Here is a 15,452-nt window from a genome sequence, read left to right as displayed (position 1 = left end):
TTAATACTGCTAAAGCAACAACAAAAGCTGCACAAGCTAAACTTGACGCTAACACTAAAACAATCAGTGACTTAGATAAAGCAAACAAAGCAGCTACAACAGCTCTTAATACCGCTAAAGCAACAACAAAAGATGCGCATGCTAAACTTGATGCTAACGCTAATTTGATTAACGACTTAAAACTTACAATATTTGCAATTAAAGAAATGCTAGCAAGTGTAGCAAACATAATCGAAGCTAATTCTCACAGTACTGAAGTAGTTGAGAAATATAGAAAAGATTGAGAAGCTGCTATAAAAAGAAGTAAAAATATTAAAGTTGAATTAAAATCAAAAACTATCATTGAAATAAATTCAGAAGCTAAAAAAATCATAGGTGGTATTAATTCTTATTCAAATGATTTAAATAATTCAATAGCAAACATGTATTAATTAAATTACAATCCAAAATGGATTGTTTTTTTATTAAAAACTTTAATATTTTACACAATGTTTTTCAAAACACTTGCTATAATTTATCTATGAAAATAATATTAGCAGGAACACCTGAATTCTCAGTAAGATCATTTGAAGAAGTCATCAATCATTTTGATGTAGTCGGAATTATAACACAACCAGATAGACCGAAAGGGAGAGGGCAAAAGGTCATCGAAACACCAGTTAAACAATTAGCAAAAAGATATGGAATTAAAACATTTCAACCTGAAAAGATTTCGGAAATTTATGAAGAGTTAAAAGATATGGACTTTGATATCTTATTAACTTGTGCATATGGACAATATATACCCCAAAGAATATTGGATTTACCTAAAATAGCGGCATTGAATATTCACGGATCACTTTTACCTAAGTATAGGGGTGCAGCTCCTATTCATTATTCTATTTTAAATGGAGATGAAGAAACTGGAATTACATTAATGTACATGGTTAAAGAGATGGATGCAGGAGATATGATATTCAAAGCATCAACACCTATTGAAGAGGGCTATACAACAGGATTAATGTTTGGTATTTTATCCATGATTGCAGCGGATCATATTACAGAATGATTAAATAATATTGAAAAAGGATTGTTCAATAGATATCCACAAGCAAAAGAAGAAGTTTCATTCTCACCTAAGATAACAAAAGAAGAATGCGAAATAACTAGTGAAAAAACAATATTCGAATCACAAAGAATGATTAAAGCATTCAATCCTTTCCCGGGAGCTTTCATTATGAGGGATGGTAAAAAGTTCAAAATTCTTAATTACTCAAATAATCAAGAGGGTATTGAGTTTAAAGTGAAAGATGGTTCAATTTACATAACTGAATTACAAGCGCCTGGAAAAAAAGCGTTACCATACAAAGAGTTTTTAAAAGGAAGTGAATTTTAATAAAAAGCTACTTAGCTTTTTATTTTTTTTAAATCTTTCGAAATGTATATACAACATTTTAAAATTGTGATACCATTAAAAAAGTATTATAAAAAATAAAAATTCAAGGAGAAAAATATGACAACAGTCAAAAAAGCACCAAAACCATTCTTGGGATTAAGAATCTCAACAATGATTTTTGGTATATTAACATTTATAATGTTATTTATGATTGCGATTATAGTGTTCACTACTTCATCGCAAACTACTGAAAATTTTAAAAACTGAGCTGTTAATGTAGGGTTTCAAAATTCAAGTTTTACTCAAGACTTAAGAGATGTATTTGAAAATGGTACAGCTTTCTTTACAGTTTCAAGTAGCTATACTATCGGAGATCCGGAGATGCAAGTGGTCACCTTTGCCTTAGCGTGTATTTCAACTATATTCGCTTTAGTATTTATGTCGTTATCGATAACATGCGTAGTGAAGATGCGCTCAATTTCAGCTATATTAGGAATAGTTATAGCGGTTTTAGGATTCTTACTAAGTATGTCTATCGTAATTCTTATTCCATCTGAAATTATGCTTGATCCAAGACATTTCATGGTTCAACAAGGTAAGATGCGTAGTTTTGGTTGAAGGTATAACTGAGAAGATTTCTCAGATTTCATTCAGAAAAAACCATCAGCTTTAAATGGAATGATTTCAACATTCTCGAATGACTCGATCATAACAACAGAATCATTTGTAATTGATTCGTTACTTGCAAGTTTTGGTTTAGTTATTGGTGTACTTGCAGTACTAACTTCAACGTTAACTTTAATTAAAGGGAAACCAAGAAAAGTGTTGGAAACAGTTCAAAACTCAGAAGCAACAAAGGTGAGAACAACACCAAATAAATCAACAAAGGTTAAAAAAACAAAAAACACAATTTTCATATTATCTGTAATCACAATGGTTATTACAATGATAGCGATTATTCTTTTTGGTGAATCAAACTGAGTTACAACGAAAAGTACTTTTTCACGTCACTCGTATATGATTGATAAAACTATCGATGATTCAAATATGATAGCTGCTTCAGCAGGGTTATTTGCACTTGCATTTATCATGACACTAACCACATGAATTATTCAAGTTAAATCCTTTAAGAAAATAAGTAGAACAAAATTAAGTGTTTTTGGTGTTACATTATATACGGTTTCATTATTTATAATTATTATTCCAATGCTTATTATCAATATATCCCTTGCTATGGAAGTGGATTTAGAATGAGTTAAAAGAAGTGCAAGAGATGGAATGTCATGAGGTAATTCAGTCGATCTTACAGAACCTTACGGTGCAATTTCTGCAATTTATACATATGGAGTAGTGCTTGTATCATTACTATTGATTTGTCAATTTGTATTCGTTATTTTAATGGGAGTTGACGCTTATGGTAACACATCAATAAGTAAGGAAATAAAAAGTGGTGGGCTGATAACTGGAGGTATTTCAGAGTATAAAAAAGAACTACACCATATCTTCAGACTACAAATTTCTGGATTATTCTGTGGAGTAGCGATTTTATGTATTGCTATATTTATGCCAATATGAATAATATTATTTGGGGTAACTACATCAGATGGTGGTTCAATGGTTATTTCAATCGTTATGGTAATGCTAATGATCATTGAATTACTTGTTGTTGTAGTAGTTTCATGAGTTATTGCAATTAAAGTAATAATTAAAGCTCTTAAGCTAGAATCAAGAGAAGGGTTCGTTCCAAGTATTCACGGCTCAAGATATTCAACTATTAAAATTATAGCTATCTTAAGTATATTTATTCAAATCGCTGGATTAGTTCTTCTTATTCTAATACATAAAGAACTTAAAGATGAGGAATACCGTTTAGAAACTGCTGAAACACCTAAAATAGCAGAAGCTAATAAAATTACCAACGAACAAAATAATTCAACTTTAGAAGAAAAATTAAAAAAATTAAAAGATTTAAAAGAAAGTAACATAATTAGCGAAAAAGAATACGCTGAAATGAGAAAGAATTTAATAGAAAAAGAATTATAGAACGAGGTTATTAACCTTGTTTTTTTATGCAAATATTAAATATATTAGTTAAATATGTTTATTTAATTTATAATACTTACACTATGAATAAGAAAAATATAAGAAACTTCGCAATTATTGCGCATATAGACCACGGAAAATCAACATTAGCAGATAGAATTTTGGAACAAACCAACACAATCCAGAAAAGAGATTTAAATACCCAACACATGGATACTATGGACTTAGAGCAAGAAAGAGGTATTACTATCAAGCTGAATGCAGCTCAAATAGAATACAAGGATCATATTTTCCATTTAATAGATACTCCAGGGCATGTTGACTTCACTTACGAGGTATCACGTTCTTTAGCTGCTTGTGAAGGTGCAATCCTATTAGTAGATGCAACCCAAGGTATTGAAGCACAAACTTTAGCAAATGTTTACTTAGCCATGGATAATGACTTAGAAATCATTCCTGTTATAAATAAAGTTGATTTACCTTCAGCTGATCCAGAAGGTGTAAAAAAACAAATTGAGGATGTTATTGGTATTCCTGCGGATGATGCAATTGAAATATCTGCCAAAACAGGTCAAAATGTTGATAAAGTACTTGAAGAAATAATAAAAGTTGTGCCTGCTCCAAAAAATGCAGATGATTCTAAACCACTTAAAGCATTGGTTTTCGATTCATATTTTGATCCATATAGGGGAGTTGTTCTTTTAGTTAGGATTTTTGAAGGAAAAATTAATAAAGGTGATCACTTTAAATTCATGACTTCTGGAAATACTTTTGATGTTACAGAACTTGGAATAAAGAATCCTGCTGAAGTTAAAAAGAATTCATTAGAAGCTGGGGAGGTTGGTTGAATCGCTGCTTCAATAAGAGATGCTAAAGATGTTGCTGTTGGTGACACTATAACACTTACATCAAACCCAACAGAATCTCCATTACAAGGATACAAAAAACTTAATCCAGTAGTATTCACAGGGTTTTACCCAATTGATGGAAAAGATTATGAACAACTTAAGGAAGCGCTTGAAAAGATATCTTTATCAGATTCTTCAATTACTTTTGAACCAGAAACTTCTTTAGCTCTTGGACATGGATTCCGTGTTGGTTTCCTTGGTATGCTACATATGGAAGTTCTACAAGAAAGATTGGAAAGAGAATTTAATGTTCCATTAATAGCGACTGCTCCTTCTGTTGAGTTCCATGTTTATAAAACAGATAAAGAAATGGAAGTTATTTCAAACCCAACAAAATTACCTGATCCTTCATTTATTGATTACATTGAAGAACCATTCATTAAAGCTACAATTGTAACTCCTGAAGCACACCTTGGTGGAATCATGGAGTTATGTCAAAATAAACGTGGTGAATATCTTGATTTACAATATATTGATGATACGCGTAGAAGAGTGGTTTATAAATTACCATTGGTTGAAATTATTTTTGATTTCTTCGATAAATTAAAATCAATTTCAAAAGGTTATGCAACCTTTGATTATGATTTTGTAGGTTATGCAAAATCAGATTTAATTAAAGTTGATATTTTGTTAAATGCTGATAGAGTTGATGCATTTTCATTCATTTGTCATAGAGACTTCGCATACTATAGAGGTAGAGATTTAACTAAAAGACTTAAAGATGTTATTCCTAAGCATAACTTTGAAATTCCGGTTCAAGCAGCAATCGGTGCAAAAGTAATAGCTAGAGAAACTATCAAAGCATATAGGAAAGATGTTACAGCAAAACTATATGGTGGAGATAGAACACGTAGAGATAAACTACTTAAAAAACAAAAAGCTGGTAAGAAAAGAGCGAAACAATTTGGTTCTGTAGAAGTTCCACAAGAAGCTTTCTTACAAGTGCTTAGAACAGATAATGATAAATAATATTAATTAATAGGTTAATAACCTATTTTTTTATATAATTATTTCAAGTATGACAACATTAATTATTTCTATAATGACTTTCGCTTTAGTGTTTTCTATTGTGATTGCATTACTATTTAAAACAACTAACTTAAAAAGATACAACATTTTTATATATGTATCTTTATTTTTCTTTTGAATAGCTATGCAAATATTTAAGGTTAATTCTAATTCCGTTACGGGGGTAATGTCAAAGACTTGAGTATGACCAATAGTTATATCTCTTTACCAATTTACACAAGTAGCAGTCCGTATACCTTTCGGTATATTATCTGCTAAATTCAAATCTAGGAAATTAATAATTCAAATTTCAGCTATAGGTTTTATATTATCAGCGATCACGCTCGTGGCATCAAACTTTGCTTTTTGATCAATTGTTTTAACAATGATGGGTGCAGGTATGGTTGGAGCTACTTTTGGTCTTAATTCACAATATTGATCTGAGAATTGAGATATTAAGAAAGTCTTCTGATCTTCGGTTATTATGTTTACAGTTCCGATATTAACTTCTTCTTTGGCAAATATCATTAAACAAGGAACACATTTAAACGGTGGTATTTCGATGCAAGGTTTAAGGTGAATAATACTTTCAGCTTTAATCATTGAGGTTTTATATGTTGGTATTTACACAATGACAAAAGAAAGAAAAGAAACCATTGGTTTAGATTTGGGTGCGCCGGATGAGGTTATGCACACTTCTAAAGGTTATTCAATGGTGTGAAAATTATCAATTACAGCTTCTTTGGTGGCTTTTATGACAATGTTAATGTCAAACTCTGCGGTAATGAAAGCAATGGGTGTGGTGGACTATAATCAAAGAGAAAGTATTTTAGCTGGAATCACTATACTTTCGATTCTAGCTGCGATTGTAACAGGAACATATTTAGTTAAAGTATTTTCTATTTTAAAAATTAAAGCATTTTCATTTATCAGTATGGTTGCAAGTGCAATTGTAGGGTTTGTGCTAGCGATTACTAAAACTCAATCAGCTATTGTTTGAGGGATTGTCGTGACAATCATCTCTATTAGTGCTGTTGTATTCCAAGTGACTTTATTTGGTTCAACATTACATCTGGATCATAAACACCCCGCATTAGTTTTAGGTATATTCCTTTCGGTGCGTTCATTTTCATTAGGAACAGGTGAACTTATTAGTAGAGAATTAATTGCGAATCTCGATGTTGTAAGAGTAGCGTTGCCAATTATATTCGGGATGGCGATATTAACAAGTATCATAACCATAATCTTTTATGTTGCAAATAGATTGAAAATGAATTCATATTATAAAATAATCCAACAATATGAATTTCACTTTACAGAAAATAAAGTAGTAAATTAGTAGTAAATTAGTAGTTAGTAAAAAAATAGTAGTAAATTAGTAAAAAAATAGTTTTTGCTGTATAATATTTATATGGAAAAAGGGAAATTTACTAATGATATTTACGTTCCAATAAAAAAACTAGAGCAAATGGACTCTAGTATTTCTTCATTTGTAAAAACTTATAGAACTCAATTCACCAGTATTATCTCATTTGAAGATATGTATGCAAAGATGGTTGAAACACCCGAATTGATCAAGAAAAGATATGCTAAAAACGTAGAAATATCGCATAAATTAAACATTGAAGCAATTGATTATGACTACATAACAGAAATTGCGAAATTGATTGTTTCCAATAAAGAAGCTCCTATTAGTATTCCGCAAAATAAGAAGTTATACATCTTGAAAGAGTTCGAAGAAGAAGGTAATGATCTTACATTGGTAACAAACTGGTTGATAAAAGAGATTGATAGCTTTTTCGTTAAAGAAAAGGATGTTGACTTAAGAAGGATGATTCCGGAATTATCAAAAAAAGATGAATCTTTTATAAAAAATTACAACGAAAGAACAAAGTCATATTCCATTGATGATTATATAAAACATGTTTCATGTTCTTATGAAACGGCCAGGAGTTCATTAGAAAGACTTGCTAAGTTAGAATTGTTTATAAAAGATAAGCAAGGCAAGAGATTTGTATTTAGACCGACAGAAAAACTAGAAAATATTATGAAAGGAGGTATTTAATGCAATTAACACCAATAAATAGTAATGATACAATTACATTCACAAATACAAGTACATTTACTAAAACAGAATTAAAACATTCAAAAATAGTAGCTGATCCTGCTGGAAAAATTCCAAATGGAATTTATGGAGTTATCAGATGAGAAAAGTTTAGGCAAATAATTACAATGATACTTTCTGGAGCAATGCTAATAGCAATGGCGATAATAATAACACTAGGGGTTTTCAAATGAAATTTTGGACCATTAACATATATTGCACCTTCAATAGCTGGTATACTAGCACTTTATAGATTTTCGATTTCAACATTAGAATTTTTCAACTTAAAAAAATCAGTAACTAGATATCGTCAAGATATACAAGTTGGATTAACATCAACACCTCCATTCATTTCGAAAATGTATGTTGGAATGCATAAGAAACAAGTTGCTCATAACTGAATCACATTCACTTTGTTATTTTACGGTGGACTTTCAACAATAATCCTTTGATGATTAAAAGATGTAAATTGATGAGTATTTAAATTTGACATTTGAATAAAAAATTGAATGGGGAATCCTTCATTGATTGCAACATTAATGTCGATTGCATTATTGGTAATTGCGATTGGACATGTTATCTTCGCAATCCAAAGAAAAAAACGTATCAATGATATGAACTTATACTTTGGATCAGAATTGGCTCCTGAATCACAAATAGAAGAAATAAAAGCAATTAGGAATAAAGCGTATAGAAGGTTATTCATCATATCAATATTGATCATCCTAGTAATACCAATTGTTGTATTAATAATATTAAAATTAATAAGAAGAAAGCGTTAGCGCTTTTTTTTGTATAATATTATTATCAATCGTATAAACGAAATAAACAAGGAGATAATATGTCATTAGGTTTAGCAATCGGTTTAATTATCGGATTATTCATCATCGGAATGTTAGTTGGAGGTGGGATTGGTTTCTTCGTTACTAAAAAAATGTTTGAGAAACAACTTAAAGAAAATCCTCCAATTAACGAAAAAATGATTAGAGCTATGTTCTTACAAATGGGAAGAAAACCATCTGAAGCACAAATTAAATCAGTTATGCGTTCAATGCAAGCTGCAAAATAATGGTTTTAGCCATTATTTTTTTATTTTTAAATATGTGCTATTTTCTCCTAATGAATAAAGAAAAAGCTTGCTATTTGTTATAATACACAATATGAAACAAAGAACAGACTCTCAAAACAAAAAAATTGGTATGCTTGCCGCGGGTGGAGTGGTATTTTCACAAGGTTTTGAAGCTGTGCTTTTACCCCTGCTATTTTACGCAGGATTTATGGTAGCAATTTCTAATAATGATGGAATTGCTTATTCGGCTGGAGTAATGTCTTTAAAAGAGTTGATTTCACTTATTATGATCGTTGTGTATTTAGGTCCTAAAATAATAATGAAAGCATTAAAGTTAATGTCTCAGAAGAAAAATTTCTTCTTTATATTGTCGGGAATATTTGGTACCGCTATGGGGAATTTATTCTTTATTGTTGGAATTGTATTGGCGGGACCTTCCTATGGAGTTATCTTAACTGCATTTTATCCAATATTCGCCATAGGATTAAATAAAATTATTTTTAAAGAAAAGGATAATTGAATCTCTAAAGTTGGTATGTTAATTTCTATTTTATCTGGAGCTCTATTTGTGGTTCTTCCTGTTGTTATAGGTGGTGGAGAAATAAATAATAGAGTTATTGCTGGTATGTGTTGTGGACTTCTTGCTGGATTTTTCTGAGCAATGGAAGGGTTATTATTGAGACTTGCTATGGATAGGAATCCTGATGTTACTCAAAAAGAGGTTATTGCAATAAGAACGATGACTGTTGTAATTACAACGTGAGTTGTGTTTGTTCCAATTTCAATGGGTATTAATTATGGAGTTACAGGAACAATGTTTAATACTTATTCTGGTTTAATAGGTAGATTATTCTATGAAAAACAAGCATGAATTGTATGAGTAGTACTATTTGCGGCAGGATTTAATGTGTTGTTATTAAGAATAATGCATACATCAGCTATTGAAATGATTGGTCAAAAATTAACTGCTATTATTGATACGAATAACTTTATTATTCCTTCTGTATTTGCCTTGGTAATGCAATTCTTACCTGGTGTTCCTGGTGTGACATTTACCGAGTCATTGTTAGCATGGTACTTATGATTCTTATTGCTCCCACTATCAATAGGCCTTATGTTGGTGCTTGTGTTCCATGGGAAACAAGAAGTTATACCTCTAAAGGAACTTTTAAAAAAATCTTCCAAAAAGGATAAGAAAAATAAAAAATAAAAAAAGTGAAAAAACCTTAAATATTTATGTATCGCACCTGAATCCATTCCGAACTCAGCAGTTAAGCCCGTTAACGTCGACGATAGCCGTAAGGTGAAAATAGAAAGTCGCTTTTTTTTACGCCATTTTTGGATTTCGGCAAAAAGAAAGAAGATTTTTTATATAGTATCTTTTAAGTAAAAATAAAGGTATTTAAGCCTTTTTTTAGTTTCAGAATAAAATTAGATAACAAAAGTTAACTAATTTATATTTTTTTATTTAAAATAATGTTAAAATGTATTTAATACAAAAACTAAAAGGAGTTATCATGTGAAAACGTTTCAAGGAGAATGTTAAAGAATTTTTCCGTATATTTAGATTGGAATTTAAGACAAACTTTGGTGGACATAGACTAAAGATGCTTAAATTCTTAGGGGTTCTTGTAGTTCCTTTTCTATATGGTTTTATTTATATTTTCGCAATGTGAGATCCTATAACAAATACTAAGTCAAGTGATATGGCTATTATTGCATCTGATAAGATGAAACAAAATGATGAAGTTTATAAATCTTTAATGAAAAAGGTTGACCACTTGAATAAAACATCTAAAACTATTAATTTCAAGAAAACAACAGTTGCTGCAAATGATTTATATTCTCAAAATGATGAATTTAAAGAAGAGTTAAGTAAACATAACCTCTCGATAGTTATGCAACCTATTTATAAAAAAGATGCACAAGGGAATATCGATAAAAGTAAGGTTTATAACTTAACTGAATATATTGGTAGTATATTTGCTTATACTTTGAATGATTTTCACAATATACCTGGTTCAACAATAGCAAAAACATTAATTAAATGATTGCCAAAAAATACTTCTCCAACCCCAGTTGCGAAAGGTACTACAGCTGCATTAGTTGCGGATTCATTAAATAATGCGACAAAACATTTTACAGCTCCTTTTAAACTTTATTTTAATCATAAAAAGAATTTCGTTTTAGGATTTGGTTCAAATAACAAAATCCTTGGTAGTGAATCGATAATGAAAATAATAAAAGCGGCTTTAACTTCAAAAGAACCAGCTGACAAAACAATGATAGATGCAGTTACAAATAAAACTGTTGAAGAATATGCAAAATTATTAAACAAAACTCCCCAAAGCGTTAAAAATGACGTTGTAAGCGCAGTTGATATTGTAAAGGGTGTTCTGTCTCAACATTTCGAACCATTTGATCCAAGGGTTATTGTGAATGACTTTGAGGGTAAAGGTGAAATAGAACAGTATGGATTTGGTTTAGCTCCATTATTCATATGTGTTGGTCTTTGAATTGGTGCGTTATCAACAACTTTAATGGTCACACCAAAAGTTCATGAACGTGGAACTTCAAAAGTGAAAAACTTCTTCGCTAAACTATCTTTAATATGAATAGCAAATATAATGCAAGAAACTATTTTGCTGGGAGCTTTAGTTGGTATTGGATTCCATTCATTAGGATCTGGCATACCGCTATTCTTCATAACTGGTTATTTAGTGGCAATGATATTTTCTACCATGGTATTCTCGATAAGATGTATGGTTCCTACAAAAATAACAGGTATTATACTCGTTACTTTCTTCTTTGTATTCCAAGTAACCGCATCAGGCGGATTATTCCCAACATATACTCAAAAGGGATTCTTTAAAGTATTACACCCTATTGTTCCTTTCACTTATTCGGTTAATATTTTTAGACAAACATTGACAAATACTGTTGCTATTGACTGGGGTATGAATTTACTTTCATTATTCTTGTTAGCAATCCCTTTCTTAATCGCAGGGCCAGCTATCTATTCATATAGAAAAAATAAGTTAGAAAGAAATAATCCAGAAGCATTTACAAAAGTTGATGTAGAAAAATCAAGAGAAATTAAAGAAATTGAATCTGCATTAACAGATCGTGTTAAAGATTGAGTAGACAAACACAAAAAACAACCTAAGAAACCAAAAGAAAAAAAGAATAAAAATCAACCTTCAGATGTGAAAGATAAAAAGGAGGTGCAATAATGTGAAAAATAATCAGAGAAGACTTAAGAGAGTTGACAAGTAATAGATGAAAAACATTTGGTATGTTCTTGTTATTATTGCTACCAGCTTTATATGCTAGTGTATTTATATCTGCATTCCAAAATCCAGTTCACAAATCAGATGAAGCGAATATCAAGGTTGTTTCTTTAGATAAGACACTTTCATCAAAAGGAAAAAGTGAAGATACACTAATTAGTAAAATTGTAAAGAAATCAATGGTTGGAACTCATAAAATTGATTTACATGTTGATGAGTACAATATGACAATTAAAGATGCTTCTGATATCTATAAAACCAAAGCATCTGTAGAAACAGCTGTGCAAGAAGGTGAAATAGATGGTGCATTTATCATACCTGAAGGATTCACAGGTAAGATAATGGCTGACGCTATTCAAATATATGCTAATTTCACTGCTAAAAAATCTAATATACTAACCGGCGTTGAAATGCCACATATAACATTCTATACTTCATACAAACGTAATTATGTTTCTGCTAGATTATTAGGTATGCGTGCGGATATAGTTTCTTTAAAAACTAGTTTTATAAATAATGCTTTAAAAGCAGCACTTGAAGAAGTTGGTAAGGCACATAATGCTGATCCAGCTAAAATGGCTGAAATTTTAAAACATGTTAATATTTCCAAAAGATTTAATGCATTCAGAGATCATTTCCTTCAATTTGAAACAATCGGTGGAAGAGAGATAAAAGACTATGGTAATGCTCTTTATCCTTACTTCTTCTCAATAGCTCTTTGAGCTGGATGTTTAATGATGATATTCATGTATAAAAATAGACGTATTGGACCGATTGCTCAACAAGCAGGGACATTCAAAAATTACTTCTCAAAAACTATTATGTGAGTTACTACTGCAATGATTCAATCACTATTAATGTCAACGTTATGTCTTGCAATTGGATTGAAAGTAGAAAGTCCTGGCTATTTAATTGGTTATACATTATTTGTTTCTATAATATTTGCCTTAATTTGTCAGGGTATTTCATCAATATTTAGAGTTGGTGAGGTAGGTTCATTTGCGGTGCTGATAATTCTTATTATTCAATTATCGGTTTCTAGTGGTGTTTTCCCAGTTACTATGCAAGCGCCTGCTTGAGGTAAATTAGCTCCTCTAGTGCCGTTTACATACACAATAGCATCATTTAGAGAGTTATTTGTAGACCCTAACAATGCCGTTGTGTGATTACACCAATGACCAATCTTTATATATCTAGGATTTATTCCATTATCATTAACAGTTAATTTCTTTGCTGATAAGAAAAGATTTAAGAAATATGGTCACTACACATCTCATGATCCTGATGTGCATGATGAACATTAATTATAATTTATACCCTTTACTGGGTATTTTTTATATAATTGTTTTATGTCTAAATCTATAGAGAACATCATCGAAGTTAAAGGGCTTGTAAAAAGCTTTGGTAAATCAACTGTGGTTGATGATGTTTCTTTTAAGGTTAAGAGGGGTTCGTTTCATGGTTTCTTAGGCGCTAATGGTGCTGGTAAAACCACAACTATCAAAGCAATAATTGGAGCATACAATCAATACAAGGGGGAAATCACCATTGATGGATTATCTTCAAAATTAAAAATAACAAAAAATATAATCGGTTATGTTCCTGAAAGGCCGATATTCCCAATTGCACAAAATGTATTAACATATTTGACTTACATGGGTAATCTATCCGGTATGACGTTAAGGGATTCGAAACAAAGAGTTAAAGAGTTATTAGATAAATATGAGGTTAATCACTTAGCTAAAAAGAATCCTAATAGATTATCATCGGGACAAAAGAAAAAAATCCTTTTAATTCAAGCATTGATTAATTCTCCAAGTTTAATTATCATGGATGAGCCAGCATCTAATTTAGATCCAATAGCTCGTGCTGAATTATTTGATGATTTAAGAAAATTGAACAAAGATGGGGTTACTGTATTTATTACATCGCACATCCTAGCTGAACTTGATGGTTTTATAAATGATGCTACAATCTTATCTGAAGGTAAAGTTATTTTTTCTGGTGATGTTAATACATTTAAAAATGGTAGAACTTTGGTTGATGCTTTTTTAGAAAGTGTTAAACCTAAGGAGGTGTCTAATGTTTAAATTAGTTAGATACACATTAAGAAATGAATTTCTTAAGCTTAGTACTTATTTAATTCCTATATTCGGGATAATCATTTATTCTATATTGACATACGCTCAAGTATTCGGTACCTTTTCTGAAAAAGGTATATCCTTTATAAGAAAAGGTAATGAGTATGCATTTATAACGGTGTTTGCGATTTCAGTTATATTCATTGCTTTGAAAGTTGTTAATATCTTCAGGCAGCCAAAAGATACTGGTTTAGATATTGTTTATATTTCAAAACCAATTTCACAAAAAGAAATAACTTTCTCGAAGTTTATATCTATTTGGGTTTTAATAGTATATTTCTCAGTTGTTTTATTTATAGCCACTTCACTCGTTGCGTTAATGGATTCAAAGGCAGACTCTCGTTTAATATGAGATTACAGTATTTCAATATTCATAGGTAATATAACCATACTTTTTGCTGTATCATCTATTCTTATTATTGTTTCAACGGTAGCTTCTCAAAAGATAATCCTTCTTTTAGCGGCCGTCGCTGCAGTATTTGTCCCTTCCTTCTCAATCATTCTCTCACAAACGGTTAAACCTCAAATGCCAGCATCACATTTATTGCCAGCATATGTAAAAGCGGGTAAAAATCTTGAAGATATAGCGACAGGTTCGGAAAAAGATATATACATAGATGAAGATAGTGAGAATACCATCTTTATAAATAAAGATTCAATTTTTGTACCTAACTTCAAATATAAATATGATGAATATAAACAAAATTCTCTTTATAAAACACTAGCTTTCTTTGATCCGTGATATCAGATTTCTAGTTTGTATGATGTAACATACGAAACAAAATTCGCTAATGAAGGTAAAAAATGAATTGAAAAAACTATAACTTATCATAGGAGGGCAAATGAGTTCACTATTAAGATTGGTGGTGAAGAATATACACCTTTAATATCAAGTGGTTTTAGAGGGGAAATGACTTCAACAAAGAAAGAATCAACTGCTGGAATCATGAACATCAACCCCAACAGTCAAAATAACTCACTTGAATACTTAAAAAACATCAGGAACATTTCATCTACATTTAATTCATGAAGTTTCGTAAAGCAAATGTTATTTGTAAGTGCTACAAAAGAACATTCAACTGATAAAGATGTTATTTTATTGGAAAAATTCATTAAACAAACAACTCGTATAATAGATTCTTTAACAAACGAAGAAGCTAATTTGCAATATGGAAGAGGGATGCTAATAGGTGATAATAAGCAACCACTATCAACATTCAAAGTTGATGGGTGATCACTAATGAGTTGATCGTTAATGATCAATAATAAAGAAATAAATTCTAAAACTTTATTGAAATCACCAAAAACTTTAGGATTCATAAATCGATTTGGTAATCCCTATGATTTAACACTTATTAAAGATGGGGAAGAAGTTCCTATACTATTACCTGTTGAATACATTGATAAAAAAGGAACATACATTGTATGAACAATATTAACATTATTAATTGTTGCAGGTTCGGTTACAATAATTTCGAGGAAAGATTCTCATTAAAAATAACAGACTTATGTCT

General features: G+C 30.5%; 13 protein-coding genes. All 13 read left to right on the top strand.

Going from position 1 to position 15,452, the window contains the following annotated elements; genetic code table 4:
- On the top strand, positions 1-431 hold a 431-nt coding region (locus C4B25_RS04700; protein ID WP_168380655.1), incomplete at its 5' end, for a hypothetical protein.
- 89 nt (positions 432-520) lie between these two features.
- On the top strand, positions 521-1,375 hold the full coding sequence (fmt, locus tag C4B25_RS01020) for a methionyl-tRNA formyltransferase (protein WP_131613210.1): 855 nt from the start codon (positions 521-523) through the stop codon (positions 1,373-1,375).
- A gap of 117 nt (positions 1,376-1,492) precedes the next feature.
- On the top strand, positions 1,493-3,418 hold the full coding sequence (locus tag C4B25_RS01015) for a hypothetical protein (protein WP_131613209.1): 1,926 nt from the start codon (positions 1,493-1,495) through the stop codon (positions 3,416-3,418).
- An 83-nt stretch (positions 3,419-3,501) separates the two neighbouring features.
- Positions 3,502-5,295, top strand: a complete 1,794-nt coding sequence (gene lepA, locus C4B25_RS01010; RefSeq protein ID WP_131613208.1) for a translation elongation factor 4 — start codon at positions 3,502-3,504, stop codon at positions 5,293-5,295.
- 49 nt (positions 5,296-5,344) lie between these two features.
- Entirely contained in the window at positions 5,345-6,673 is a 1,329-nt protein-coding gene (locus tag C4B25_RS01005) for a hypothetical protein (protein ID WP_131613207.1), read from the top strand.
- Positions 6,674-6,745: 72 nt separating this feature from the next.
- Positions 6,746-7,399 (top strand): hypothetical protein, encoded by a 654-nt coding sequence (locus tag C4B25_RS01000; protein WP_131613206.1) that lies wholly within the window; start codon positions 6,746-6,748, stop codon positions 7,397-7,399.
- Positions 7,399-8,220 carry an MSC_0882 family membrane protein gene (locus C4B25_RS00995; RefSeq protein ID WP_131613205.1) on the top strand — a complete coding sequence of 274 codons (822 nt, stop codon included), beginning with the start codon at positions 7,399-7,401 and terminating at the stop codon, positions 8,218-8,220. Before C4B25_RS01000 ends, C4B25_RS00995 begins: the two co-directional genes overlap by 1 nt.
- Before the next feature lie 59 nt (positions 8,221-8,279).
- On the top strand, positions 8,280-8,507 hold the full coding sequence (locus tag C4B25_RS00990) for a YneF family protein (protein WP_131613204.1): 228 nt from the start codon (positions 8,280-8,282) through the stop codon (positions 8,505-8,507).
- A 91-nt stretch (positions 8,508-8,598) separates the two neighbouring features.
- Positions 8,599-9,717: an EamA family transporter gene (locus tag C4B25_RS00985; protein ID WP_131613203.1), complete on the top strand. Its 1,119-nt coding sequence runs from the start codon at positions 8,599-8,601 to the stop codon at positions 9,715-9,717.
- Between the two features lie 274 nt (positions 9,718-9,991).
- Positions 9,992-11,740, top strand: a complete 1,749-nt coding sequence (locus C4B25_RS00980) for a YhgE/Pip family protein (RefSeq protein ID WP_131613202.1) — start codon at positions 9,992-9,994, stop codon at positions 11,738-11,740.
- Positions 11,740-13,101, top strand: coding sequence for a YhgE/Pip domain-containing protein (locus tag C4B25_RS00975; protein ID WP_131613201.1), 1,362 nt, complete (start codon positions 11,740-11,742; stop codon positions 13,099-13,101). The genes C4B25_RS00980 and C4B25_RS00975 overlap by 1 nt, the downstream gene beginning before the upstream one ends.
- 45 nt (positions 13,102-13,146) lie before the next feature.
- Entirely contained in the window at positions 13,147-13,887 is a 741-nt protein-coding gene (locus C4B25_RS00970) for an ABC transporter ATP-binding protein (RefSeq protein WP_246004286.1), read from the top strand.
- Positions 13,880-15,433: an ABC transporter permease gene (locus C4B25_RS00965; protein ID WP_131613200.1), complete on the top strand. Its 1,554-nt coding sequence runs from the start codon at positions 13,880-13,882 to the stop codon at positions 15,431-15,433. Before C4B25_RS00970 ends, C4B25_RS00965 begins: the two co-directional genes overlap by 8 nt.
- The last annotated feature ends 19 nt before the right edge of the window (positions 15,434-15,452 follow it).

The organism is Mycoplasma todarodis (genome assembly GCF_004335995.1).
GTDB classification, from domain to species: Bacteria; Bacillota_I; Bacilli_A; order Mycoplasmatales; family Metamycoplasmataceae; genus Mycoplasma_K; species Mycoplasma_K todarodis.
Note: the sequence above shows the minus strand (reverse complement) of the source record. Positions and strands in the feature narration are given on the sequence as shown.